Origin of the sequence: Nocardia sp. NBC_00508 (genome assembly GCF_036346875.1) — a bacterium.
GTDB lineage: Bacteria > Actinomycetota > Actinomycetes > Mycobacteriales > Mycobacteriaceae > Nocardia.
On the sequence record NZ_CP107852.1, the window covers coordinates 7,559,681 to 7,584,266 of the forward strand.

Annotated in this window: 23 protein-coding genes; 16 read left to right on the top strand and 7 right to left on the bottom strand. The window is 68.3% G+C overall.

Features of this window, described 5'->3' with window-relative positions:
• Positions 1 to 69: 69 nt before the first annotated feature.
• The 3 genes from OHA40_RS34005 to OHA40_RS34015 are packed head-to-tail and all read right to left on the bottom strand — an operon-like array spanning position 70 to position 3,647.
• On the bottom strand, positions 70 to 1,662 hold the full coding sequence (locus OHA40_RS34005; protein WP_330230899.1) for an FHA domain-containing protein: 1,593 nt from the start codon (positions 1,660 to 1,662) through the stop codon (positions 70 to 72).
• Positions 1,659 to 2,102 carry a hypothetical protein gene (locus OHA40_RS34010; RefSeq protein WP_330230900.1) on the bottom strand — a complete coding sequence of 148 codons (444 nt, stop codon included), beginning with the start codon at positions 2,100 to 2,102 and terminating at the stop codon, positions 1,659 to 1,661. The genes OHA40_RS34005 and OHA40_RS34010 overlap by 4 nt, the downstream gene beginning before the upstream one ends.
• Positions 2,103 to 2,105: 3 nt before the next feature.
• The gene (locus OHA40_RS34015; protein ID WP_330230901.1) at positions 2,106 to 3,647 is read right to left on the bottom strand and encodes a hypothetical protein; all 1,542 of its coding nucleotides are present in this window, start codon (positions 3,645 to 3,647) and stop codon (positions 2,106 to 2,108) included.
• A 149-nt stretch (positions 3,648 to 3,796) separates the two neighbouring features.
• Here OHA40_RS34015 and OHA40_RS34020 point away from each other — a divergent pair, with 149 nt between their 5' ends.
• From OHA40_RS34020 to nuoN, 14 genes are all read left to right on the top strand, one after another.
• Positions 3,797 to 4,216, top strand: coding sequence for an Rv3143 family two-component system response regulator (locus tag OHA40_RS34020; RefSeq protein ID WP_330230902.1), 420 nt, complete (start codon positions 3,797 to 3,799; stop codon positions 4,214 to 4,216).
• Positions 4,217 to 4,696: 480 nt separating this feature from the next.
• Positions 4,697 to 5,077, top strand: coding sequence for an NADH-quinone oxidoreductase subunit A (locus OHA40_RS34025; protein ID WP_330234471.1), 381 nt, complete (start codon positions 4,697 to 4,699; stop codon positions 5,075 to 5,077).
• A 50-nt stretch (positions 5,078 to 5,127) separates the two neighbouring features.
• Entirely contained in the window at positions 5,128 to 5,682 is a 555-nt protein-coding gene (locus OHA40_RS34030; RefSeq protein ID WP_330230903.1) for a NuoB/complex I 20 kDa subunit family protein, read from the top strand.
• Positions 5,679 to 6,455 (top strand): NADH-quinone oxidoreductase subunit C, encoded by a 777-nt coding sequence (locus OHA40_RS34035; RefSeq protein WP_330230904.1) that lies wholly within the window; start codon positions 5,679 to 5,681, stop codon positions 6,453 to 6,455. The genes OHA40_RS34030 and OHA40_RS34035 overlap by 4 nt, the downstream gene beginning before the upstream one ends.
• Before the next feature lie 53 nt (positions 6,456 to 6,508).
• Complete coding sequence (locus OHA40_RS34040; protein ID WP_442944091.1) at positions 6,509 to 7,843, top strand: NADH-quinone oxidoreductase subunit D; 1,335 nt, start codon at positions 6,509 to 6,511, stop codon at positions 7,841 to 7,843.
• Positions 7,840 to 8,661, top strand: a complete 822-nt coding sequence (gene nuoE / locus OHA40_RS34045; RefSeq protein WP_330230906.1) for an NADH-quinone oxidoreductase subunit NuoE — start codon at positions 7,840 to 7,842, stop codon at positions 8,659 to 8,661. The genes OHA40_RS34040 and nuoE overlap by 4 nt, the downstream gene beginning before the upstream one ends.
• Positions 8,658 to 9,980 carry an NADH-quinone oxidoreductase subunit NuoF gene (nuoF, locus tag OHA40_RS34050; RefSeq protein ID WP_330230907.1) on the top strand — a complete coding sequence of 441 codons (1,323 nt, stop codon included), beginning with the start codon at positions 8,658 to 8,660 and terminating at the stop codon, positions 9,978 to 9,980. Before nuoE ends, nuoF begins: the two co-directional genes overlap by 4 nt.
• Before the next feature lie 23 nt (positions 9,981 to 10,003).
• Positions 10,004 to 12,514 (top strand): NADH-quinone oxidoreductase subunit G, encoded by a 2,511-nt coding sequence (locus OHA40_RS34055; RefSeq protein ID WP_330230908.1) that lies wholly within the window; start codon positions 10,004 to 10,006, stop codon positions 12,512 to 12,514.
• A complete protein-coding gene (gene nuoH / locus OHA40_RS34060) occupies positions 12,507 to 14,375 on the top strand; it encodes an NADH-quinone oxidoreductase subunit NuoH (protein ID WP_442943874.1) in 1,869 nt (622 codons plus the stop codon). The genes OHA40_RS34055 and nuoH overlap by 8 nt, the downstream gene beginning before the upstream one ends.
• Complete coding sequence (locus OHA40_RS34070) at positions 14,372 to 15,202, top strand: NADH-quinone oxidoreductase subunit J (protein ID WP_330230909.1); 831 nt, start codon at positions 14,372 to 14,374, stop codon at positions 15,200 to 15,202. The genes nuoH and OHA40_RS34070 overlap by 4 nt, the downstream gene beginning before the upstream one ends.
• Positions 15,199 to 15,498 carry an NADH-quinone oxidoreductase subunit NuoK gene (nuoK, locus tag OHA40_RS34075; protein ID WP_040778694.1) on the top strand — a complete coding sequence of 100 codons (300 nt, stop codon included), beginning with the start codon at positions 15,199 to 15,201 and terminating at the stop codon, positions 15,496 to 15,498. Before OHA40_RS34070 ends, nuoK begins: the two co-directional genes overlap by 4 nt.
• Before the next feature lies 1 nt (position 15,499).
• Entirely contained in the window at positions 15,500 to 17,386 is a 1,887-nt protein-coding gene (gene nuoL, locus OHA40_RS34080) for an NADH-quinone oxidoreductase subunit L (protein ID WP_330230910.1), read from the top strand.
• Entirely contained in the window at positions 17,383 to 19,008 is a 1,626-nt protein-coding gene (locus OHA40_RS34085; protein ID WP_330230911.1) for an NADH-quinone oxidoreductase subunit M, read from the top strand. Before nuoL ends, OHA40_RS34085 begins: the two co-directional genes overlap by 4 nt.
• A gap of 43 nt (positions 19,009 to 19,051) precedes the next feature.
• Positions 19,052 to 20,677: an NADH-quinone oxidoreductase subunit NuoN gene (gene nuoN / locus OHA40_RS34090; RefSeq protein ID WP_330230912.1), complete on the top strand. Its 1,626-nt coding sequence runs from the start codon at positions 19,052 to 19,054 to the stop codon at positions 20,675 to 20,677.
• A gap of 61 nt (positions 20,678 to 20,738) precedes the next feature.
• On the opposite strand, the gene OHA40_RS34095 is transcribed toward nuoN, so the two are convergent.
• Genes OHA40_RS34095 through OHA40_RS34105 form a run of 3 tightly spaced genes read right to left on the bottom strand, consistent with a single transcriptional unit; the run spans position 20,739 to position 22,404 of the window.
• Positions 20,739 to 21,566 (bottom strand): helix-turn-helix domain-containing protein, encoded by an 828-nt coding sequence (locus OHA40_RS34095; protein WP_330230913.1) that lies wholly within the window; start codon positions 21,564 to 21,566, stop codon positions 20,739 to 20,741.
• A gap of 5 nt (positions 21,567 to 21,571) precedes the next feature.
• Positions 21,572 to 22,120, bottom strand: coding sequence for a DUF6879 family protein (locus OHA40_RS34100; RefSeq protein ID WP_330230914.1), 549 nt, complete (start codon positions 22,118 to 22,120; stop codon positions 21,572 to 21,574).
• Positions 22,120 to 22,404 carry a hypothetical protein gene (locus tag OHA40_RS34105; RefSeq protein ID WP_330230915.1) on the bottom strand — a complete coding sequence of 95 codons (285 nt, stop codon included), beginning with the start codon at positions 22,402 to 22,404 and terminating at the stop codon, positions 22,120 to 22,122. The genes OHA40_RS34100 and OHA40_RS34105 overlap by 1 nt, the downstream gene beginning before the upstream one ends.
• Before the next feature lie 201 nt (positions 22,405 to 22,605).
• On the opposite strand from OHA40_RS34105, the gene OHA40_RS34110 reads away from it, so the two are divergent.
• A complete protein-coding gene (locus tag OHA40_RS34110; RefSeq protein WP_330230916.1) occupies positions 22,606 to 22,848 on the top strand; it encodes a MarR family transcriptional regulator in 243 nt (80 codons plus the stop codon).
• Between the two features lie 177 nt (positions 22,849 to 23,025).
• On the opposite strand, the gene OHA40_RS34115 is transcribed toward OHA40_RS34110, so the two are convergent.
• A complete protein-coding gene (locus OHA40_RS34115) occupies positions 23,026 to 23,856 on the bottom strand; it encodes an alpha/beta fold hydrolase (protein ID WP_330230917.1) in 831 nt (276 codons plus the stop codon).
• A 145-nt stretch (positions 23,857 to 24,001) separates the two neighbouring features.
• On the opposite strand from OHA40_RS34115, the gene OHA40_RS34120 reads away from it, so the two are divergent.
• Positions 24,002 to 24,586, top strand: coding sequence for a TetR/AcrR family transcriptional regulator (locus tag OHA40_RS34120; RefSeq protein ID WP_330230918.1), 585 nt, complete (start codon positions 24,002 to 24,004; stop codon positions 24,584 to 24,586).

Consider the following 24,586-nt stretch of genomic DNA (forward strand, 5'->3'; position numbering starts at 1 on the left):
CGCCGTCTTGGACACCTGTCCCTTCCGACACGACCTGCGCACCGATCTGCTCGGGACCCGAGGCCGCGGCTACAGCTGACCGTGCGGTGAGTCGAAGGTGAGAACGCGTCCGCCGAGCTGGATCTGAGCGCCGGGGAGAAGGGTGACCGGATGGCCGGGGATGGCCCGGATCCACTCCTGGTGGCCGGGCTGGCGAATGTGGGTGCCGTTGGTGGAGCCACCATCGATCACCGTCACGTCCCAGTCGATGAGGCGGATTTCCGCGTGCGCCCGGGACATCCCGCCCGAGCTGTCCTCCAGCCGCACCGGTCGGGCACCGCACCCGACCGCCTCCGCGTACTCCGGTTCGCGCCCGAGAACACAGTCGTTGTCCAGGACGAACGAGGTACCGTCGTCGAGCAGCAGCACCCCCAGCGGCGGGCGCACACCCTCGGTCAGCACGCAGGTTAGCTGGTCCATCCGGATGCCGCACACAGCGCAGAACGACACCCGCGGATCGTTGTGATGATGCCGCGCGCATTGGAAACCCGGCACGATCACCCGATGGCCCAGTGTGTTCGCACCGGCGGATCCGCGCGCGTCGGCGACGACCTCCGCGGACGGCGCCACCGTCTCGGCGAGATTCGCGTCGGTGGCGATCGCGTGGTCGGGACCGCTGCGTTCCGGCCGTGGCCCGCCGCGCTCCGGCTGCGGCAGGACCGGCTGCGCCACCGGCGGCGTCACGCCCGCGCCGGATGCTCGCGCCTGGAGATCGACTTCCGTTGCGTCATCGCCGGATTCGTCCTTGCGCAGGCTCGGCATCCGTCGCGGCGGCGGCCCGGCCGCCTGCTCGGGACCCGGGCGCGCATCGGGCGGGACCGCAGAGCGCGCATCGGGCGGGACCGCAGAGCGCGCATCGAGGACCGGCTCGGCACCATGCGGTGCGGACACCGCTTCGGGCTCGGAGAAGGGGGTCGCTGTGGGCCGCGGTTGCTGTTCGGAAACCAGGTGTGGTGCGGAGCTCTCATGAGATGTCACTTCCGCGGCCGGTTCCGCGATCGGCCGCCCTGCGACCGGGTCTGGTTTCGATGTGGCTCGTGCTTCGGCAGCGGTGTCGGGCGGCGCACCCGGCGGCGGTTGCGATACCGACCGCGCCTGAGCCGTCGCCCACAGCACAGCGCCGGACCCCGGCGCCGTCCCCTCCCCGAGCGCGAAGATTCCATGCCCTGGCAAGGAACCCACGCTGTGCCCGGCCTCGTCCACGAACAACGCGGCGCCGATGCCCGGCCCCGGCGTCACCACGCGGTCGACGGTGAATCCGGCGTCCCGGCCGCGCAGCACCTCCGTGCGCTCGGGATCGCCCAGAATCGCGGTCACGCCCCCGTGCAGGAACACCGCGACGCCATCCTCCACAGGGGTGATCACACCGAATTCGACTTCGTCCTCCTCGCCGTCCGGCAGGTTCATCAGCCAGGTCGTCGCCAGCCGCGCCACCGCGCGCCCGCTGCGGCGCCGATCGCGCGCGACAGCCTCCCGCACGATGTCGAGCAGGGCCGCTGTCGTCCGGGCGGCGACCCCGTCCGCCGTGACCGGGCCGTCGGCTCGGTGCGCGACCACCACGACCGCGCCGCTCGCGCTCGCCACGACATGGGAGCCGGGCACCACCTCGATCTGTCCGCTCATAGGAACCTGCCGCCTTGGAACCGCCACCGGTGGAAGACGACCCGCATCGGCCCATTGACGATGAGCCAGAACACGATCCACGTGCTGACGAACTGGAGCAGAAACGCCGCGAGAGACGGACGTAGCTGCCCGGGCAGCACCACCGTCGTGTAGCGCACGAGGACCCACATCAGCGCGCCCTCGTTGAGAATGGTGACGAAACCGAACAATGTCGGCCAATCCTTTTCCCAGCGGAACTGCTGCAGGAAATGGTAGAGCAATTCCCAGAGCACGCCGACCAGAACGGTGGCGAGCAGAACCGACAACGTCACCCGATACGCCTGACCGATACTCGGCGATCCGGTCGGCAGAAATGGGGTGATGATCAGCGCGACGAAGAATCCGATCACGCTCAGCGCGAGAACACGGGTCTGAATTCGCCCGTTCAAGGTAGGAAGCATTGCTCAGATCTTCTTGTTCGTAACCCACAGCCACCATTGCCGCGTCGAGCGCAGCGGACCCATCCGGCGGCAGAATCCCAGCGCGGCCAGATCATCGGCGATCTCCTGCGCGGCGATCTGCAAACCGAGGAAGGTGTCCACGCCGACGAAGGGCCCGCCGAGCGTCGCGCTGCCGGATGCGTACATCCGCCCCGCGCCGCTGCGGGTGCCGATCAACTCGAACGTGGTGTCCACGTCGAGCCGTCCCATCGGATTGCGCCCGGCGCCGGAGTGGTCGAGCAAGTCGGCCAGGAGCCGGTGCTCACGGATGTCGGCCTCCAACCCGGTGCAGTCGATGATGTAATCGACGGTCGTGTCGAACGGCTGCGTCGGCGGAGGAAACGGCAACGGCGCCGTGGTGTCCGGAAGAATCGTCGCGACCACGCCTTGGCGTCCCTCGGCTGGGCGCGGCGCCCGCATCGTGCCTGCCATCACCTGATACCACCCCTGCTTGCGACCGCGGCGCAATTGTTCCTGCCAATTGTTTCTGATCGGGGTGTTGGTGCCCGCGAACTCCTGGTACGCCTTGGCACGTTCCTCGCCCTGCAGCCCGCGTACCCTCTGCTTGAGCTGACCGCCCCACACCGACTTCGGATAGTTGAACCCCTGGTAGGCCCACCCATCGCCGCCCCTGCGCCGATTGAAGAGGTTCGTGCCGTGCGGGCCCGCGACGTAGGTGCGGAACAGATGCAGGATCTGCGTGCTGAGCCCGTAGGCGTCCCGGTCGTCGACGAGCCGTTGCAGCACACGGCTGGCCACGATCCCGCTGCCGCGGATCATCACCGTGCCGGGCCGCCGCCGCAGCGTCTGGTAGACGTGCTCGTGCGGCTCGTAGGCGTTGACCACGCGGGTCGGATCACGATGGGTCTCGCGGTAGTCCTGCAGGTCCGGCAACAGCTTCAAGCCCGGATAACCCACCGCCACATGAACATACGTGCTCCGGAACGCGACCCGCTTGGTCGGCGTCGAGCCCGCGGGCGGGGTGAGAATGGTGAAATAGCCGCCGCCGTGGCGCTTGCGCACCATGCGAGCGTGCCCCCGGTGCAGCGAGTTCGCGTAGCCGATGCGGTGGAATTCCCGCTCCATGGCCGCGAACGCCTGGCCCGCCCGCGGGGTGTAGTAGTTGGCGAAGATGGGTTCGACGAAAACGTTCCACAGCGGCCCGATCGACTTGTCCGCGATGGCCTCCCGCACCGCGTAGGAGGGAAAGCCCCAGATGTTGTCCGGCGTGGACGCCGAGTCGCTGCGCAGGCGTTCCGAGCGCGGAATCTGCGAGACCCTGGTCAGGTATTCATAGGAGGCCCACGGGTGTTCCTGCGGCCCGAGCACCGCCATCGCGTGCGCGGGTACGCCGAAGATGCGAAGCGTGTCATACGTGACGAACGATCCGATCCCGCTGCCGATGGTCACGAACGGTACGTCGATCACCGGAATCCCGGCTCCGTCCAGCACCGCATCGGTCCACACGTCGGTATCGACGAGGGCTTGCGTGATATCTCCCCGCATCGGCCGGACTCTACCGGCAGATTCTTATCGACAACTTGTCATCGCGTTGCAGCGAAATGACGCCCCCGGTGACGCGCGGTGAGCCGCCGTACGACGCGCGGAGACGATCTGCGCCAACCTGCCACGCGGCCCGCCGTCGCGGACGTACCATGCCGTTCGTGGCCGATTCCGCTCGTATCACCCCACTGCGGGTTCTCGTATACAGCAACGACGCCGACACCCGCCGCCAGGTGATCTCGGCCCTGGGCAAGCGCCCGCACCCGGAGTTCCCGGCATTCGAGTATCTCGAGGTGGCCACCGGGGCGGTGGTGATCGCGCAGATGGATGCCGGTGGCATCGATCTGGCCATCCTCGACGGCGAGGCGGCCCCGACGGGCGGGCTGGGCATCGCCAAGCAGTTGAAGGACGAAATCGACCCCTGCCCACCGATTCTGGTGCTCACCGGCCGCGCGGACGACGCGTGGCTGGCCAACTGGTCGCGCGCGGAGGCGTCGGTCGCCCATCCGATCGATCCGATCCGTCTCACCGAGGCCGTGGTCGGACTGCTGCGCAGCCGTTCCGCAGCCTGATCGCCGCCGTCCCAACAAGCGGCATTCATAGCGATCATGCATTAATTAACCCTTCGCCGGGGCTCGGACTTCGGCGCGACATGCGAAGCAACTTCACCGCGGTCCAGACGGTCACATCGGCACCGATCCCTGTCGCGGATGCCGACTCCGAACCTGCTCGGAACCACATTTGACGTCGCAAGGACCGACACTTCGCGTCGCCTTCTCGACGTTCAGCAAACCTCACATGCCGACTTCCCGGATTACCCCCGTTTCAGTCATAAATAGTTGTACTGAATTCGATCAAACGACCTCGCGAAACTCGCGGCGGCCGGACCGTTCGGTTGTAGGCTGTGCCCTATCTCACACGGGAACGGTCCTGGTAATGACCCCATCCCGGTGAAGCCAAAGGGCGAGTCTGGCCGAGGCGGACAACGACGTCAGCCCGCCTCGGACGCTGTTGTCACCCAGCTGCAGCTCGCAAGAAGGGGAAGTGCAGTCGTGAATATCGAGGTGCCGATTCTTGTCCTCGGCGCGATCGCGGCGGCGTTCGCGCTGTTCTCCATCGTCATGGCGGCCCTGATCGGCCCGAAGCGCTACAACCGGGCCAAGCTGGAAGCCTACGAATGCGGCATCGAACCCACGCCGCACGCCGTCGCTGGCGGGCCGGGAAGCGTTACCGGACAACGCTTTCCGGTGAAGTACTACCTCACCGCCATGCTGTTCATCATCTTCGACATCGAGATCGTGTTCCTCTACCCGTGGGCAGTCCACTTCGATGCGCTCGGTCTCTTCGGTCTAGCCGCGATGGCGTTGTTCATCCTCAACGTCTCCGTGGCCTATGCCTACGAATGGCGACGCGGCGGGCTCAGTTGGGACTGAGTGCCGCGCAACCGAATTCGTAGCCGACGAGTGGAAGCGAGTCAGAGAACATGGGTCTCGAGGAAAAACTGCCCAGCGGCTTCCTGCTGAGCACGGTCGAGGATTTCGCCGGATACCTGCGCAAGGGCTCGCTGTGGCCGGCCACCTTCGGCCTGGCCTGCTGCGCCATCGAGATGATGGCCACCGGCGCGGGCCGTTTCGACATCGCCCGCTTCGGCATGGAGGCCTTCCGTGCCTCGCCACGGCAGGCCGATCTGATGATCGTCGCGGGCCGGGTGAGCCAGAAGATGGCCCCGGTGCTGCGCCAGGTCTACGACCAGATGACCGAACCGAAGTGGGTGCTGGCCATGGGCGTGTGCGCGTCCTCCGGCGGGATGTTCAACAACTACGCCATCGTGCAGGGCGTCGACCACGTGGTACCGGTCGACATCTACCTGCCCGGCTGCCCGCCCCGCCCGGAAATGCTGCTCAACGCGATCCTGGCACTGCACGCCAAGATTCAACAGACGCCGCTCGGCGTCAACCGCGAGGAGGCCATCCGCGCCGCCGAAGAGGCCGCGCTCGCCTCGACACCGACCATCCGGATGGAGGGTCTGCTGCGATGACCTTCGATACCTCCGACGAGACCGGCACGCCGCCCGCGCACGACGCGATCGACGCCGCGGCCACTGCGGGTCCCGAAGGCACACTGCCCGAAGCGGATTCCGCGCAGCCCGGCGCCGACGTCATCGCGGTGCGGCGCGGCATGTTCGGCGTCACCGGCACCGGCGACACCTCCGGCTACGGTGGCCTGGTCCGTCCGGTCACCTTGCCCGGCGGCACGCCGCCCCCCTACGGCGGCTACTTCGACGAGGTGGTCGACGCCCTGCGCGCCGCGCTCGCCGCGGGTGGCACCCGCTTGGACACGGCGCTGGAGAAGGTGATCGTCTTCCGCGGCGAGTTCACCCTGCACGTGCGCCGCGAACACCTGCTCGCCGTCGCACAGGCGTTGCGCGACGATCCCGCACTGCGTTTCGAACTCTGCCTCGGCGTTAACGGCGTGCACTACCCGGAAGATGCCGGCCGCGAACTGCACGCCGTCTACCACCTCATGTCGATCACGCACAACCGCCGCCTGCGGGTGGAGGTGTCCGCGCCGGACGCGGACCCGCACATCCCTTCGCTCTACGCGGTGTATCCGACTACCGACTGGCACGAACGCGAGACCTACGACTTCTTCGGCATCCGGTTCGACGGTCATCCCTCGCTCACCCGCATCACCATGCCGGACGACTGGCGAGGCCACCCCCAGCGCAAGGACTACCCGCTCGGCGGGATCCCGGTCGAATACAAGGGCGCGCGCATCCCGCCGCCCGACGAGCGGAGGGCATACAGCTGATGAAAGCATCGCGAAGCGATTCCGTGAGGGGTGGCGGTCGAGCGACGGGTGGGCTGAACGACATCGACACCAGGCCCGGCATCACCGAGGGCACCGGACCGGAACCCGCCACGGTCACCGTCGGCGGGCAGGACTGGGACCAGGTGACCGAGACGCTGGCCGGCGCCGGTGAGGAACGCATCGTCGTCAACATGGGCCCACAGCACCCGTCCACGCACGGCGTGCTGCGGCTGATCCTGGAAATCGAAGGCGAGACGGTCACCGAGGCCCGCTGCGGAATCGGCTACCTGCACACCGGTATCGAGAAGAACCTCGAATTCCGCAATTGGACTCAGGGCGTCACCTTCGTCACCCGCATGGACTACCTGGCGCCGTTCTTCAACGAGACGGCCTACTGCCTGGGCGTGGAGAGACTTCTCGACATCACCGAGCAGATCCCGGAGCGCGCCACGATCATCCGGGTGTTGCTGATGGAACTCAACCGCATCTCCTCGCATCTGGTCGCCCTGGCCACCGGCGGCATGGAACTCGGTGCGCTGACGCCGATGCTGTTCGGGTTCCGCGAGCGTGAGCTGATCCTCGACGTGTTCGAGACGATCACCGGGCTGCGGATGAACCACGCGTATATCCGGCCCGGCGGCCTGGTCCAGGACCTGCCCGACAACGGGGTGAGCAAGGTGCGCGAACTGCTCGCGCTGCTGCCCAAGCGGTTGCGCGACATGGAGCAGTTGCTCACGTCCAACCCGATCTGGAAGGCCCGCACCCAGGACATCGGCTACCTCGATCTGCGGGGGTGCATGGCCCTCGGCATCACCGGCCCGGTGCTGCGCGCCACCGGCCTCCCGCACGACGTGCGCAAGGCGCAGCCCTACTGCGGCTACGAGAACTACGAATTCGACGTTCCGACCACCACCGGCTGTGACGCCTACGGCCGCTACGTCATCCGGGTGGAGGAGATGAAGGAGTCGCTGAAGATCGTCGAGCAATGTCTGGACCGGCTGCGGCCGGGCCCGGTCATGGTGGACGACAAGAAGATCGCCTGGCCTGCCGACCTCCAGCTCGGCGCGGACGGACTGGGCAACTCTCCCCAGCACATCGGCAAGATCATGGGGACCTCCATGGAGGGGCTCATCCACCACTTCAAACTGGTCACCGAGGGCATCCGCGTCCCGGCGGGCCAGGTGTACGTGGCCGTGGAGTCGCCGCGGGGAGAACTCGGCGTGCACATGGTCAGCGACGGCGGTACGCGCCCCTACCGGGTGCACTATCGCGACCCCTCGTTCACCAATCTGCAAGCGGTCGCGGCGATGTGCGAGGGTGGCATGGTCGCCGACGTCATCGCCTCGGTCGCCAGCATCGACCCGGTCATGGGCGGAGTGGACCGATGAGTACAGAATCGCGCAGCGATTCCATGAGCGATGGTGGCCGGCTGACGGGCGGGCGCGAAGCATCGCACAGCGATTCGACGAGCGGTGGCCAGTCGACGGGTGGGTCGGCAATCCTGCTGAAGCTCGGCACCCGGCCCGAGCCGTACCAGCCCTTCGTGCGTGAGCGGCTGGAGACCGACGCCAAGGAGATCATCGCTCGCTACCCCCATCCGCGGTCGGCGCTGCTTCCCCTGCTGCACCTGGTGCAGTCCGAGGAGAGCTACGTCACCGGCACCGGCATCGACTTCTGCGCCGAACAACTCGGCCTCACCGGCGCCGAGGTCACCGCGGTCGCCACCTTCTATTCGATGTTCCGGCGCACCCCGACCGGCGACTACCACGTCGGCGTGTGCACCAACACGCTGTGCGCGGTCATGGGCGGTGACGCCATCCTCGCCGCGCTCGAGCGCCACCTCGGCATCGGACATGGCGAGACCACGGCGGATGGAGCGATCACCCTCGAACATGTCGAGTGCAACGCCGCCTGCGACTTCGCCCCGGTCATCATGGTCAACTGGGAGTTCTTCGACAACCAGACCCCGGAATCGGCACGCGCCCTGGTGGACGCCCTACGCGCCGGACAACAGGTCACCCCGACCCGCGGCGCGCCACTGTGCACGTTCAAGCAGACCGCGCGCATCCTGGCCGGATTCCCGGACGAACGCGAGGGCGTCCTCGACGGGGCCGCGGGCGAGGCCACGCTCGCCGGCCTGCGCATCGCCCGCGAGCAGGGCATGCAAGCCCCTGCGCCGCAAGACGATGCGGAGGGCCTCCGATGACGCTCACACCGGTATTGACCGAGTACTGGGACGATCCGCAGTCCTGGACGATGGACACCTATCTGCGCCATGACGGCTACCAGGCGCTGCGCACCGCGCTGCGAATGGACCCCGACCAGGTCATCCAGACCGTCAAGGACGCGGGTCTGCGCGGCCGCGGTGGTGCGGGCTTCCCCACCGGCATGAAGTGGAGCTTCATCCCGCAAGGTCCCGGTCCCGACGGCGTCACCAAACCGCACTACCTCGTAGTGAACGCCGACGAGTCGGAACCGGGTACCTGCAAAGACATTCCGCTCATGCTCGCCACGCCGCACACGCTGATCGAAGGCATCGTCATCGCCTCCTACGCCATCCGCGCGGCGCACGCGTTCATCTACGTCCGCGGCGAAGTGGTTCCGGTGTTGCGCCGGTTGCAGGCCGCGGCGGCGCAGGCCTACGAGGCGGGCTTCCTCGGCCACGACATCCTCGGCTCCGGCTACGACCTCGAACTGGTCGTGCACGCGGGCGCGGGCGCCTACATCTGTGGCGAGGAGACCGCGCTGCTGGATTCGCTGGAAGGCCGCCGTGGACAGCCCCGCCTGCGTCCGCCGTTCCCCGCCGTCGCCGGCCTCTACGCCTGCCCCACGGTGGTGAACAACGTCGAATCGATCGCCAGCGTGCCACCCATCATCCGCAACGGCATCGCTTGGTTCCGCTCGATGGGCAGCGAGAAATCCCCCGGCTTCACCCTCTACTCGCTGTCGGGTCACGTGGCGCGGCCCGGCCAGTACGAGGCGCCGCTGGGCGTCACGCTGCGGGAACTGCTCGGCTACGCCGGTGGCGTGCGCGCCGGGCACCGGGTCAAGTTCTGGACGCCCGGCGGATCGTCCACGCCACTGTTCACCGAGGAGCACCTCGACGTGCCGCTGGACTACGAGGCCGTCGCCGGTGCGGGCTCCATGCTGGGCACCAAGGCGCTGCAGATCTTCGACGACACCACCTGTGTGGTGCGGGCGGTGCTGCGCTGGACCGAGTTCTACGCGCACGAGTCCTGCGGCAAATGCACCCCCTGCCGGGAGGGCACCTACTGGCTGGTTCAGCTGCTACAGCGGATCGAGGCGGGCGACGGCGACGAGTCCGACCTGGACAAGCTGCTCGACATCAGCGACACCATCAACGGCAAGTCGTTCTGCGCCCTCGGCGACGGCGCGGCGAGCCCGATCTTCTCCTCGCTGAAGTACTTCCGCGAGGAGTACGCCGACCACCTGCGGCTCGGCGGATGCCCATTCGACCCGGCGCTCTGTACCGCATGGGCCGAGTCAGGAGAAGGGGTGCGATGAATCCGGTATCGCGTAGTGATTCGATGCGGGGTGGCAGCCGGGCGACGGGTGGGCCCGCCATCGCGAGTGGCAGCACCAGCGGGCCTGCTCCGGCCGACCTGGTGACCGTGACCATCGACGACACCACCGTCAGCGTGCCGCCCGGCACCCTGCTGATCCGGGCCGCCGAACTGATCGGCATCCAGGTCCCCCGCTTCTGCGACCATCCGCTGCTCGACCCGGTCGGCGCCTGCCGCCAGTGCCTGGTCGAGGTGGAGGGCCAGCGCAAACCTGTCGCCTCCTGCACTATGGCCGTCACCGACGGCATGGTCGTCCGCACCCAGCTCACCTCCCCGGTCGCCGACAAGGCGCAGGAGGGCGTGATGGAGCTGCTGCTGATCAACCATCCGCTCGACTGCCCGGTGTGCGACAAGGGTGGCGAGTGCCCGCTGCAGAACCAGGCGATGTCCACCGGCCGCGCCGAATCCCGGTTCGACGGACACAAACGCACTTACCCCAAACCGATTCCGCTGTCCACGGCCGTGCTGCTGGACCGGGAACGCTGCGTGCTCTGCGCCCGCTGCACGCGCTTCTCCCAGCAGATCGCCGGAGACCCGTTCATCGAGCTGATGGATCGCGGTGCGCTGCAACAAGTCGGCACCGCGCAGGCCGAGCCACTGGATTCCTACTTCTCCGGCAACACGGTGCAGATCTGCCCGGTCGGCGCGCTCACCGGCACCGCTTACCGGTTCCGCGCGCGCCCGTTCGACCTGGTGTCCAGCCCGAATGTGTGCGAGCACTGCGCCTCCGGCTGCGCGCAGCGCACCGACCACCGGCGCGGCAAGGTACTACGCCGGCTGGCCGGTGACGACCCGCAGGTCAACGAGGAATGGAACTGCGACAAGGGGCGCTGGGCCTTCGCTTACGCCACCGAACCCGACCGGATCACCACCCCGCTGGTGCGCGGCTGGGACGGCGACCTCGCCCCCGCGTCGTGGTCGGAGGCGCTGGCCGCCGCGGCGGCCGGTCTCGCAGCGTCCTTCGGCAACGCGGGCGTGCTCGTCGGTGGCCGGGTCACCGAGGAGGACGCCTACGCGTACGCCAAGTTCGCGCGAATCGCCCTCGGTACCAACGACATCGATTTCCGCTCCCGTGCGCACTCCGCCGAGGAGGCCGATTTCCTCGCCGCCCGCGTCGCGGGTCAGCCCACCACGGTGACCTACGACAGCATGGAAGCCGCACCGGTCGTCCTGCTGGTCGGGTTCGAACCGGAGGAGGAGTCGCCGATCGTCTACCTGCGCCTGCGCAAAGCCGCCCGCAAACGCGGACTGCCGGTCTACTCGCTGGCGCCATACGCCTCGCGCGGACTCGACCGCATGTCCGGCCGCCTGATGCGCGCCGTGCCGGGCGGCGAACCGCATCTGCTCGACGCGATCCGCACCGGTGAGATCACCACGCCCGGCGCGGATCCCGCGCAGCTGGCCGACCTGGCGCGGATGCTGCGCGAACCCGGTGCCGTGATCATGGTCGGCGAGCGGATGAGCGGCGTCGCGGGCGCGCTGTCGGCGGTCGTCCGGCTCGCCGACGAGACCGGAGCCGCCCTGGCCTGGGTTCCGCGCCGGGCAGGTGAACGCGGCGCGGTCGAGGCGGGCGCGCTTCCCTGCCTGCTTCCTGGCGGGCGCCCGGTCGCGGATCCACGTGCCCGCCAACAGGTTCGGGCGGTCTGGAACGCGGCGGAGCTGCCGGTCGGCGCCGGCCGCGACACCACGGCCATCCTGGCTGCCGCATCCGGCCTCGGCGCGCTGGTGATCGGCGGTGTCGACGTGGCCGACCTGCCCGACCCGGCCACCGCGCTGGCCGCCATCGACGCGGCCCGGTTCGTGGTCAGCCTGGAACTGCGGCACAGTGCGATCACCGAGCGCGCCGACGTGGTCTTCCCGGTCGCCTCGGCGATGGAGAAGTCCGGCACTTTCCGCACCTGGGAGGGCAGGCCACGTCCGTTCGCCGCCGCGCTCGGCGACGACATGGTGCGCCGCCAGACCGCACCGCTGTCCGATCAGCGGGTACTGCACGCCGTCGCCGAGGAGATGTCGGTGCGTCTCGGTTTGCCCGACACCGAGTCCGCCCGCGCCGAACTCGCCGAACTCGGCGCCTGGGACGGCGCACCGGTCGCCGCGCCCACGCACCGGCCGCGCCCGCTGACCCAACCACAACCGGGCACCGCGATCCTGGCCAGCTGGCGAATGCTGCTGGACGAGGGGCGCATGCAGGACGGCGAACCGAACCTGGCGGGTGTCGCCCGGCCCCCGGTGGTGCGGCTCTCGGCGGCCACCGCCGCAGAGATCGGTGTCGCCGAGCACGATCCGGTCACCGTCGCCACCGGCCACGGCGCCGTCACGCTGCCGCTGATGATCAGCGATCTGCCCGATCGTGTGGTCTGGCTGCCGCAACGCTCGCCCGGCTGCTCCGTCGCCGAGCAACTCGCCGTCCAGCCCGGCGCCATCGTCCAGCTGCGGCGCGCCGACGAGAGGATGAAGGAACACCGTCATGAGTGACCCGGCTCTGTTCATCGCGGCGCCCTACGCGCCCGTCGGCTTCGGACACGACCCGCTGTGGCTCGTGATCGCGAAGGCGCTCGCCGTCTTCGTCTACCTGATGCTGATTCCGCTGGTCGCGGTGCTGGCGGAACGAAAGATCGTGGCGCGCATGCAGATGCGCATCGGCCCCAACCGCACCGGCCCGTTCGGCTCGCTGCAAAGCATCGCCGACGGCGTGAAGATGGCCCTCAAAGAGGACATCGTCCCGGCGATCGTGGACAAGCCGATCTACATTCTGGCGCCGATCATCTCGGTGGTGCCCGCCTTCATGGCGTTCGCGGTCATCCCCTTCGGGCCGGAGGTGTCGGTCTTCGGCGTCACCACCGCACTGCAGCTGACCGACCTGCCGGTGGCGGTGCTGTACATCCTGGCGATCACCTCCGTCGGCGTCTACGGCATCGTGCTGGCCGGGTGGTCATCGGGCTCCACGTACCCGTTGCTGGGCGGCTTGCGATCGACCGCTCAAGTCATCTCCTACGAGATCGCGATGGCGCTGTGCTTCGCCGCCGTGTTCCTGCTCGGCGGCACCATGGCCACCTCGGGAATCGTGTCCGCGCAGGAAGGAACCTGGTATGTCTTCCTGCTGCTGCCGTCGTTCCTGATCTACTGCGTCTCGATGGTCGGTGAGACCAACCGGGCGCCGTTCGACCTGCCGGAGGCCGAGGGCGAGCTCGTCGGCGGTTTCCACACCGAGTACTCCTCGCTCAAGTTCGCCATGTTCATGCTGGCCGAATACGTGAACATGGCAACGGTTTCCGCGTTGGCGACCACACTGTTCCTGGGCGGCTGGCGCGCGCCGTGGCCGCTGAACATGTGGGACGGCGCGAACTCCGGCTGGTGGCCGGTGCTGTGGTTCACCGCCAAGGTCTGGACGTTCCTGTTCGTGTTCATCTGGCTGCGCGGCACGCTGCCGCGACTGCGCTACGACCAGTTCATGAGTCTCGGGTGGAAACTGCTCATCCCGGCCTCCTTGGGCTGGGTCATGGTGGTGGCCACCGCCCGGGTGTTGCAGGCCGAGGGCTACCGGGTGCAGACACCGATCCTGGTGATCGGCGGACTGGTGGTCACCGGGTTGCTGGTGCTGCGGTTCCTGCAGGCGGGCCGGGCGAAGGCCTCCCCGCCACCGGTCGAGGAACCCGCCGCCGATTCCAGTGTCTTCCTCGGCTTCCCGGTGCCGCCGCTGCCCGCCGACGCCCACGCCCGCGACGCCACCCGCGCCAAGGCCGGTCTGTTCGAACCACTGTCCGGATTCGCGGTCACCGCCGCGACCATGTTCAAGAAGCCGAACACCGAGTTCTACCCCGAGCACAAGACGCCGACCGCGCCGCGCTATCACGGCAGGCACCAGCTCAACCGGCATCCCGACGGCCTGGAGAAGTGCATCGGCTGCGAGCTGTGCGCCTGGGCCTGCCCGGCCGACGCGATCTACGTCGAAGGCGCGGACAACACCGAGACCGAACGCTACTCACCCGGTGAACGCTACGGCAGCGTCTACCAGATCAACTACCTGCGCTGCATCGGCTGCGGGTTGTGCATCGAGGCGTGCCCCACCCGCGCGCTCACCATGACCAACGACTACGAGATGGCCGACGACAACCGGGCCGACCTCATCTACGAGAAGGACCGACTGCTCGCCCCGCTGCAGCCCGGCATGACCGCGCCGCCGCACGCGATGCACCCCGGTACCGACGAGGCCGACTACTACCTCGGCAAGGTGCCCGGCAGCCCGCACGACACCGGCGCCGCCACCACGGGCGGCGAGCAGGCCGACCCGCCCAGGCAGCCGGCCGCCGCGGGCGCGGAAGGAGCAGCACGGTGACCGATTTGATCCTGGCAGCCGAGCCGCTGGCCAACACCTCCACCGGTGAGGCCGTCCAGTTCTGGATCCTCGCCCCGCTGGCGGCGCTCGGCGCGCTCGGCATGGTCTTCGCCCCCAAGGCCGTGCATTCCGCGATCTGCCTGGCCGCGACGATGATCGCCCTGGCCGCGTTCTACATCGCCCAGGACGCGCTGTTCCTCGGCGTCGTGCAGATCGTGGTCTACACCGGCGCGGTCATGATGCTGTTCCTGTTCGTGCTGATGCTCGTCGGCGTCGACTCCGCCGAATCGCTGAAGGAAACCATTCGCGGCCAGCGCCTCGCCGCCGCCGGCGTCGGCCTCGGCTTCGGCCTGCTGCTCAGCGGCGGCATCGCCCGCGGCGTGCGTGAGTCCGGAATCAGCTTTCCCACTTCCGGTTTCGTGGGCCGCGACGTGATCGCCGAGCTGGCCGAGCTGATCTTCCTGCGCTACGTGTGGGCCTTCGAACTCACCGGCGCTCTGCTGATCGCCGCCACCATCGGCGCCATGGTGCTGGCCCACCGCGAGCAGTTCGGGCCACGCGCCGACCAGCGCGAACTCTCGCGCCGCCGATTCCGCGAGGCCGGACACCGGGCGACGCCGCTGCCCACCCCCGGCGTGTACGCCAGGCACAACGCGGTGGACATCCCCGCGCGACTGCCCGACGGCTCGTTCGAGGAACTGTCGGTCAGCACCATCCTGCGGCACCGCCGCACCAGGGCGCTCACCGAAGCGGCCGTCATCTCGGTCGGCACCGCCCCCGCATCGGACGCGACCGACAACCCCAGCGACGAGGAAGGCAACCGGTGAATCCCGAGAACTACCTGTTCCTGTCCGCCCTGCTGTTCACGATCGGCGCAGCCGGCGTGCTGCTGCGGCGCAACGCCATCGTGGTGTTCATGTGCATCGAGCTGATGCTCAACGCGGTGAACCTCGCGTTCGTCACCTTCGCAAGGATGCACGACAACCTGGACGGGCAGGTGTTCGCGTTCTTCACGATGGTGGTCGCCGCGGCCGAGGTGGTCGTCGGCTTGGCCATCATCATGACCATCTTCCGCGCCCGCCGCTCGACCTCCGTCGACGACGCCAACCTGCTGAAGTTCTGACGTGGACACCGCAACGCTCTGGCTGCTGCCCGCCCTCCCCCTGGCGGGTGCGATCGTCCTCCTGCTGACCGGCCGCTACGGCGACAAGTGGGGGCACCTGCTCGGCGCCGCGATGGCGCTGGCCTCGTTCGTGGTCGCGGCGATCGCGTTCACCGACATGCTCGGGCGCGACGCCGCCGAACGGCCCATCCACCAGGATCTGTTCAGCTGGGTCCCGGTAGCCGGGCTGCAAGTCGACTTCGCGCTCCAATTGGACCAGCTGTCGATGTGTTTCGCGCTGCTGATCACCGGCGTCGGCTCGCTGATCCACATCTACTCGATCGGCTACATGAGCCACGACCCGGGGCGGCGGCGGTTCTTCGCCTACCTCAACCTGTTCCTCGCGGCCATGCTGCTGCTGGTGCTGGCGAACAACTACCTCGTGCTCTACCTCGGCTGGGAGGGCGTGGGCCTGGCTTCCTACCTGCTGATCGGGTTCTGGTACCACAAGCCCTCGGCGGCAACGGCTGCCAAGAAAGCGTTCGTGGTCAACCGGGTCGGCGACATGGGCTTGGCGATCGCCATGATGGTGATGTTCGCGACGTTCGGCTCGATCGACTTCGACGCCGTGTTCGGCGCCGCGCCCCACGCCGGCGAGGGCACGCTCACCGCGATCGGCTTGTTGCTGCTGCTCGCCGCGTGCGGCAAGTCAGCGCAGGTACCGCTGCAATCCTGGCTCGGCGACGCGATGGAAGGCCCTACCCCGGTGTCGGCGCTCATCCACGCCGCCACCATGGTGACCGCGGGCGTCTACCTGATCGCGCGGTCCAACCCGATCTTCGACCTCGCACCGAACGCCCGGCTGGGGGTGGTGCTGGTCGGCGCGGTCACGCTGCTGTTCGGCGCGATCGTCGGCTGCGCCAAGGACGACATCAAGAAGGCGCTGGCCGCCTCCACCATGAGCCAGATCGGCTACATGGTGCTGGCCGCCGGTCTCGGCCCGGCCGGCTACGCCGTCGCCATCATGCATCTGCTCACGCACGGATTCTTCAAGGCCGGACTGTTCCTCGGCGCCGGTTCGGTGATGCACGCGATGAACGACGAAACCGACATGCGCCGCTATGGCGGATTGCGCACCTTGCTGCCGATCACTTACGTCACCTTCGGCCTCGGCTACCTCGCCATCATCGGGGTCCCACCGTTCGCCGGGTTCTTCTCGAAGGACCGGATCATCGAGGCGGCGTTCAACCAAGGCGGTTTCGGTGGCATCACGCTGGGTCTGGTTGCGCTGCTCGGCGCGGGCCTGACCGCGTTCTACATGACGCGGGTCATGCTGATGACGTTCTTCGGCGAGCGCCGCTGGAAACCGGACACCCATCCGCACGAGGCGCCCGCGGTGATGACCGGTCCGATGATCCTGCTCGCGCTCGGCTCGGCCGGGGCGGGCGCGGTGTTCGTCTTCGGCTCCTCGCTGCAGAACTGGCTCGAACCGGTGGTCGGCGCTCACCACGGCACCGAAACCGTTCCCGCGGCATTGGTTACGGTGCTCGCGCTCGGTGTGGTCGCCGTCGGCGTCGCGGTCGCCTACTCCCAGTACGCGCAGCGTGACATCCCCGAGACCGCACCCGGAGCCGTGTCCGCGCTGACCGTCGCGGCACGCAAGGATCTCTACGGCGACGCGGTCAACGAAGCGGCGTTCATGCGTCCCGGACAGCATCTGACCAGGGCGCTGGTCTTCCTCGACAACCGCGGCATCGATGGCATCGTGAACGGAACCGCGGCGCTGATCGGCGGGTTGTCCGCGCGGGCCCGGCGCGTGCAGTCCGGGTTCGTGCGCTCGTATGCCCTGTCCATGTTCACCGGCGCGGCCCTGGTGGCCGCCGCCCTGCTGGCGGTGAGGTTGTGGTGAGCGAATTTCCCTGGTTGACGACGCTGTGGCTGGCTCCGGTCGTCGGTGCGGCGATCGTGCTCATGCTGCCCGCCACCCAACGCGTCCTGGCACGCGTTGTGGCCCTGAGCCTCTCGGTGCTCGTGCTGGCCATCGGCATCGTGCTCGCCGTGCGCTTCGACCCCGGCGGAGCGCAATACCAGTTCGTCGAATCCCACCAGTGGATTCCGGCGTTCGGCGCCGGATACACCCTCGGCTTGGACGGCATCGCGCTGGCGCTGGTGCTGCTGACCACGGCCCTGGTTCCGCTGCTGATCCTGGCGGGCTGGCACGACGACCGCGAAGTGGGCAGCGGTAAGCGGGTGGCGCACACGTACGTCGCACTCACCCTGCTCGTCGAGGCGATGGTGCTGATCTCCTTCGTCGCACTGGACATCCTGCTGTTCTACGTGTTCTTCGAGGCGATGCTCATCCCGATGTACTTCCTCATCGGCGGATTCGGGCCACGCACCGGGGACGTGCGGCTGCGCCAGCAGCGCTCACGTGCGGCGGTGAAGTTCCTGCTGTACAACCTGTTCGGCGGACTGATCATGCTGGCCGCGGTCATCGGGTTGTACGTGCTCACCGCCCGCGAGGGGCTGGGCGAGGGATCGTCGGGGACGTTCGATTTCCGCACCGTGGTCGCGGCGGCCAACGCAGGTCAGCTCGGCGCCGGGCCCGCGGTGCTCAACGCCTTGTTCCTCGGGTTCATGTTCGCGTTCGCGGTCAAGGCGCCGCTGTGGCCGCTGCACACCTGGCTGCCGGACGCCGCCGTCGCGGCGACACCGTCCAGTGCGGTGCTGATGATGGCCGTGGTGGACAAGGTGGGCACCTTCGGCATGCTGCGCTACTGCCTGCCATTGTTCCCGGGCGCCTCGGACACCTATGCGCCGCTGGTGATCACGCTCGCGGTCGTCGGCATCGTCTACGGAGCCCTGCTGGCCATCGGGCAGACCGACCTGATGCGCCTGATCGCCTACACGTCGATCTCCCATTTCGGCTTCATCATCCTCGGCGTCTTCGCCATGACCAGCCAGGGCCAGACCGGCGCGACGCTGTACATGGTCAACCACGGCATCTCCACCGCCGCGCTGTTCCTGGTGGCCGGGTTCTTGGTATCGCGGCGGGGCACTCGCGTCATCGCGGAATTCGGCGGCGTGCAGAAGGTCGCCCCCGTGCTGGCGGGCACCTTCCTCATCGCCGGTCTGGCGACCTTGTCGCTGCCCGGGCTCGCCCCGTTCGTCAGTGAATTCCTAGTGCTGGTCGGCACCTTCACCCGCTATCAGTTCGCGGCCGTGGTCGCCGCCAGCGCGCTGGTGCTGGCCGCGCTGTATGTGCTGTGGGTCTACCAGCGGATGATGACCGGTCCGGTGAAGGAAGGCAACGAGCGGATCTACGATCTGGCGCCCCGCGAAATCACCGTGGTGGTCCCGCTGATCCTCGCGCTGCTGTTCCTCGGCGTCTACCCGAAAGTCCTGACCGACTTCATCAATCCCGCCGTGAGCCAAACCCTCACCACCATCGGCCGCAGCGACCCCGCGCCGTCCACACCCACGCTGCCCGAGGCGGGATCGGTTCAACATCCTGGAGGTGCCCACAAATGAGCCGACCGTGCGCACGCTGCCGAACAAACACAGGACGGCCTGAGTGAACGACGTCGACTACGCCACGATCCTCGCCGCGAGCGTCCCCGCGCCGAGCATCGAATACGGCGCCCTGTCCCCCATGCTCATCGTGTTCGGCGTCGCCGTGCTCGGTGTGCTCGTCGAGGCCTTCGTCGCCCGCCGCTTCCGTTATGCGACGCATCTGGTGCTGAGCCTGGCCGGGTTGGCCGCGGCACTGGTCGCCGTGGTGGCACTGGCGGGCACCGAGTCCACCGCCGTCGCCGGAGCCGTGGCGATCGATGGTGTCACGCTGTTCCTGCAAGGAACGATCCTGGTGGTGTCGATTCTCGGCGTCTTGTTCATCGCCGAGCGCGGAGCCGAGCCTCGCGAGCAGGCGCGCTCGGGCCCTGGCACCTGGAGTCTGGCCGCCGCGACCCTCGGCCGCGGTGTGGACGCGTTCACACCACAGGCTTCGGCGGTACCCGGCAGCGCGGCCGAAATCGCCGCGGTGCGCGCGGGTGTCGCGACCACCGAGGTGTTCCCGCTGACGTTGCTGGCCGTCGGTGGCCTGCTGCTGTTCCCGGCATCCAACGATCTGCTCACCATGTTCGTCGCGCTCGAGGTGCTGTCGCTGCCGCTGTATCTGCTGTGCGGGCTGGCGCGACGCAACCGGCTGCTCTCCCAGGAGGCGGCGCTGAAGTACTTCCTGCTCGGCGCGTTCTCCTCGGCGTTCTTCCTCTACGGGGTCGCGCTGCTGTACGGGCAGGCGGGCACGGTGCGGCTCGGCGGCATCGCGGACGCCATCGCCCAGCATCCGGAGGATACGACGCTGGCACTGCTCGGGATCGCGATGCTGGCGGTCGGGCTGTTGTTCAAAATCGGCGCGGTGCCGTTCCAGTCGTGGGTGCCGGACGTGTACCAAGGCGCCCCCACCGCGATCACCGGTTTCATGGCGGCAGCCACCAAAATCGCTGCCGTCGGCGCATTGGTGCGCGTGCTGCAGGTCGCGGTGCCCGGACTGCGCGACGACTGGCGCCCGATCCTCGCTGCCGTCGCGATCGCCACCATGGCGGTCGGCGCGGTCATGGCGATCACACAAACCGACGTGAAGCGCATGCTCGCGTATTCTTCGGTGGCCCATGCCGGTTTCCTGCTCACCGCGCCGGTGGCGGCCAACGACCGCGGCGTCGCCGCGGTGCTGTTCTACCTTGCGGCCTACGGCATCGGTACCCTCGGTGCGTTCGCCGTGGTCAGCCTGGTCCGCGAACCGGCAGGCGAGGAGGCCACCGGCCTGCCCCGGTGGGCTGGTCTCGGCCGCCGCTCCCCTTGGCTGGCGACGGTTTTCGCGCTGTTTCTGCTTTCGTTCGCAGGCCTGCCGCTCACCAGCGGCTTCGTCAGCAAGTTCGCCGTCTTCGAGGCCGCGGCGTCGGGCGGCGCGGCAGCACTGGTGATCGTCGGCGTGATCTGCAGTGCCATCGCGGCGTTCTTCTACCTGCGCGTGATAGTGCTGATGTTCTTCACCGACCCGCCCACCGACGCCCCTGTGCTCGTCACCCCGCCGCTGACCACCACCATCGTGGCGATCACCGCGGCTGTCACATTCGTGCTCGGTGTCTTCCCGCAGCCGCTGCTCGAACTGGCCGACCAGGCGGCCACATTCGTCCGCTGACCGGCCTCGGGTGATGCCGCCGCCCCGACCGCGGCGGCATTGCCCGCGCCGGATCGACGCGCTATGCGCCGCGCCGCCGCTCCAGCGCGCTGGCGATCAGCACACGGGCGCGGTCGCCGTACTCGGCCTGGTCGGCGAGGATCGCGAAGGTCTTCTCGTGCAAGGCGATCTCGGAGGGGCGAGTGATGGTCAGCTCGGCCGAGACCGTCTCGGTCAGCACCTGCGAACGGTCGTAGATGACGAAGTTCGTCGCCGGCGCGCGATAGTCGGCGCAGACCGGGATGATCCCCAGCCGGACCCTCGGATTGGACATCACCGCGAGCAGGTAGGCCAGCTGCTCGGCCATGGTGGCCGCGTCGCCGACCATCCGCCAGAGCGCGGCCTCGTTGATCAGGAAGTGGAACCGGTGCTTCGCCCGGTGGAGCACCTGTTTGCGGGCCATCCGCGCGGCCACCGCGTCTTCGAGGTCGTCGCGTCCGCCGGTGACCGCGATACACGCGGTGAGGATTGCGCGGGCGTAGCCCTCGGTTTGCAGCAGTCCGGGCAACGTGTCGGGGGCATACCAGCGGATCTGGGCGGTCTGTGCCTCCAGATCGATCGACTGTCTTTGTCTTCGCGCATGGCCGGAGGCGACGGTGCGTTGCCATTCCAGATACATCGACTGCAAATTGCGCGCGTTGGCAACCAGATCGTCCAGCACGGCGGTGTTACCGCACGCCTCGCACCAGGCGGCGAGGTCGGCTTCCGACGGCGTCTGTTTGCCGCCCTCGATCCGGGAGACCTTGCTCGAATGCCAGCCGCATCTGGCCGCCAGTTCCAGGCCGGTCAGGTGGGCGGCACGACGCAGTTCGCGCAGGCGCGCACCCAGCGCCGCGCGTGCGTCCGACACACCGTTCACTCGCCCACGCGCTCGCTCTCGTAATATCGTTGATGATCAATACCCTTGGGCCACAGACGTTCCCGCACCTGCAGGCAGCGGCCGACCAGGACCGGGTCGCTGGTGATCGACAGACCGGTGAACGTCCCGTCCGCGGCGAAGGTGTTGAACGCGACCGTGTTCGCGTCGAACAACCAGTAGTCGTCGTGCGGCACGTCCGCGGGGTCGGCCAGATGCCGCGGCAGCCAGCGCACGGTCTCGCCGGTGGCGATGTTGTCGTCGGTCGCGGACAACAGCCACCGGGTGTAGTCGGAGTGCGGGACCGTCACGACGCGGAGGCGCTCGAGTGTGACTCCGCGACCGGCCGACTCGACCATCAGAGCGTCCCAGGCTCTCCAAGACTCGGGCTGTTCCTCTCGCTCGTACGCCATTCCGGCATCGAAGCGGCGCAACGCTTCCTGCTCGTCCTCCAGCACGTAGAAGTCCCTGACCTCCAGGTGGAAGGCGCGGAATCGAGCCGCCCGGAACAGCGGCTCGAAACAGCGGTCGCCGGCGACGTGCAGCATCAGCGCACCACCACGGCAGTTTCGTGGCATGCGAGGGTCAATTGCGCGAGCAGCGCGGGATCGGTGACCGGTTCACCGGCCACCAGCACCGAACCACAGGTTCCGGTCGCCTCCACCGGTAGCCGCATACCCGGCTCCAGCCAGTCCAGCAACTGGTGTGGCACGAGGACCGTGCCGGTGCGGTCGGTGGCGTCGCCCTGCACCACGAGCACACCCGTGTCGGTCGCGTATACGGCGGGGCAAGCTCCATGATCGGATCCGGATCCGAGAAGTCGCAGGTTCATAGCTGATCCTTTGCGGGAGCCGATGGGCGGTGTCGTGCAATCGTCCCCACCGGACGGTATGCAGGTCAACGCACTTCGCAAAGTCACGCAAAATCATGGCGGCGGCACCGGTGCGCTCTTACCGTCGATGCGGCACCTCGGGAACCCACCGCGGCGAGTTCGATCCCGAGTTGCCTTTTCCCCGAAGGAAAGGGCTCCCACATGATGAGACGACCCAGGACTGCCGCCGACTTCGCGGTGCTGGGTGTGCTGGCGCCGGGCGGCCTACTCACCGTCGAGCAGCTGGCTCAACAGGCGCGACTGACCGCATGGTCGGTGCGCCGTGCGTTGTTGCGCCTGCAGTCGCGCGGCTTGATCATGGATGCCCACAACCGCGGCCGCTGGGCGATCACGCCACGGGGCCGCGGCGAGTGGGCCGCGAAGGGACGCCGATTCACCCTATGAACCGAAACAGCATGCCCGCCGCGGTGTTTCGGTTTTCCGCTCAGACGTTTCGCGCCGCAGCGGCCCTCGGCCGCGCCCGCCACGTGCGGGCAACCCCCGGCGGGCCGTGACGCAGGCCGTGCGATACCGGAGAGCCGGGTCGTCCACCAACTTCGCGCGGCGGGCAGACCCGCCGAATCACAGTGTGCTCAGGATTTCCCGCATCCGGACGACGAACGCGGCGGGATCGTCGACGAACCCGATGTGGCCGCCGGGGAACAGGGTGGGCACCAAGTCGAGGGCCGCGGCGAGCGCGCGTGAGGTGCGATCGCAGAATTCCCCGGCGGAGTCGGCGCCGATACCGACAACGAGCCGGGCGCGCGTGTCGAGCAGGGCGACGATGTCGGGCTCCCAGGTGGTGGTGCCGCGGATCTCGTGGGCGAACCAGTAGCGTTCGCTCGCCACCTGCCGCGGGTCGCGCTCGGGCCCGAACATCTGCTCGAGCATCGGCTCCGGCATCGGAATGTTCGCGGCAGCGAAGAACTTTCGCCACGCGCCGAGCACATCGCCATCGGCGTAGGTCGCGATCAGGTCTTCGGTCGCGGCACGGTGGGTGTCGCGGTCGGCGACCAGCGCGCTGATCGGCGGCTCGTGCGCGATCACTGTCGTGACAAGGTCGGGGCGAGCCTGCGCCAGTGCCAGCGCCGTCACCGCCCCGCCGCTCGAGCCGAAGACCACCGCGGGTCCGGCGTCCACGTGGGTGATCAACCGGGCAAGGTCGTCGGCGCGCAGTTCCGGGGTGGAGTCCTGGGCGGGGTCGTCCAGCGTGCTGTTCTGGTGTCCGCGCGGGTCGGTGGTGAGCACCGTGTGATCGGCGGCGAGCAGGTCTGCCGAGGGCGCGAACGCGGCGGCGTCCATCGGCGCGCCGACCAGCACGACCAGCGGTCCGGCACCGCGTAATTCGTAGTAGAGGTGAGCGCCGGGGACGTCCAGAGTGCGCGCGGTGACGGCGGACGGAGTCTGGGTCATGAGTTCTCCTCGTGGGTGTCGTTCCTGTCCACGTATGGGGACGGTGCACACGAACGGAATTCATCGCCCGGCCGCTGTCGTCCTTGCCAAACCTAGGCACATTAGGTTATATCCTAACTATCCTAGTTTTCAGGGAGGGCGGCGGATGATGGCGCGAGCGGGGCTGACCGCGGAACGGATCACGCGGGCCGCGGCCGATCTCACCGACGAGATCGGCCTGGACAACCTCACGATGTCGGCGGTGGCCCGGAAGTGCGGCGTCCAGGACGCGAGCCTGTACTCCCACGTCAAGAACCTTCAGGACCTGCGAACCCGGGTGGCCGTCATGGCGGCTATCGAGAAGACCGACCTGATCGCCGCCGCCATCGCCGGACGCGCCGGACGCGACGCGCTCGCCGCCTACGCCCGCGCCTGGCGCGACTACGCGCTGCGCTACCCCGGTCGCTACGCGGCCACCCAGCTGCCGATGAACCCCGACGTGGCGCAGACCGCGACCGGCGCCCTGCGTGCCGTCGAGCTGACCTACGGCATGCTGCGCGGCTACAGCTTGACCGAACCGGATCTCACCGATGCGGTTCGTTTGCTACGCAGCACCTTTCACGGATACAGCGTTCTGGAGTCGACAGGCGGCTTCGGGCATGCGCGCTCCACCGCGGACTCTTGGGAACGCATCATCGACGCCCTGCACGTCGCACTCGAGCAGTGGCCGTCCAGTCAGAAGGAGAAGTAA

Bases quoted from the DNA above. Each gene is read 5' to 3' on its own strand.
- OHA40_RS34005 (WP_330230899.1), bottom strand. From the start codon at position 1,662: ATGAGCGGACAGATCGAGGTGGTGCCCGGCTCCCATGTCGTGGCGAGC.
- OHA40_RS34010 (WP_330230900.1), bottom strand. From the start codon at position 2,102: ATGCTTCCTACCTTGAACGGGCGAATTCAGACCCGTGTTCTCGCGCTG.
- OHA40_RS34015 (WP_330230901.1), bottom strand. From the start codon at position 3,647: ATGCGGGGAGATATCACGCAAGCCCTCGTCGATACCGACGTGTGGACC.
- OHA40_RS34020 (WP_330230902.1), top strand. From the start codon at position 3,797: ATGCCGTTCGTGGCCGATTCCGCTCGTATCACCCCACTGCGGGTTCTC.
- OHA40_RS34030 (WP_330230903.1), top strand. From the start codon at position 5,128: ATGGGTCTCGAGGAAAAACTGCCCAGCGGCTTCCTGCTGAGCACGGTC.
- OHA40_RS34035 (WP_330230904.1), top strand. From the start codon at position 5,679: ATGACCTTCGATACCTCCGACGAGACCGGCACGCCGCCCGCGCACGAC.
- nuoE (WP_330230906.1), top strand. From the start codon at position 7,840: ATGAGTACAGAATCGCGCAGCGATTCCATGAGCGATGGTGGCCGGCTG.
- nuoF (WP_330230907.1), top strand. From the start codon at position 8,658: ATGACGCTCACACCGGTATTGACCGAGTACTGGGACGATCCGCAGTCC.
- OHA40_RS34055 (WP_330230908.1), top strand. From the start codon at position 10,004: ATGCGGGGTGGCAGCCGGGCGACGGGTGGGCCCGCCATCGCGAGTGGC.
- nuoH (WP_442943874.1), top strand. From the start codon at position 12,507: ATGAGTGACCCGGCTCTGTTCATCGCGGCGCCCTACGCGCCCGTCGGC.
- OHA40_RS34100 (WP_330230914.1), bottom strand. From the start codon at position 22,120: ATGCTGCACGTCGCCGGCGACCGCTGTTTCGAGCCGCTGTTCCGGGCG.
- OHA40_RS34105 (WP_330230915.1), bottom strand. From the start codon at position 22,404: ATGAACCTGCGACTTCTCGGATCCGGATCCGATCATGGAGCTTGCCCC.
- OHA40_RS34110 (WP_330230916.1), top strand. From the start codon at position 22,606: ATGATGAGACGACCCAGGACTGCCGCCGACTTCGCGGTGCTGGGTGTG.
- OHA40_RS34115 (WP_330230917.1), bottom strand. From the start codon at position 23,856: ATGACCCAGACTCCGTCCGCCGTCACCGCGCGCACTCTGGACGTCCCC.
- OHA40_RS34120 (WP_330230918.1), top strand. From the start codon at position 24,002: ATGATGGCGCGAGCGGGGCTGACCGCGGAACGGATCACGCGGGCCGCG.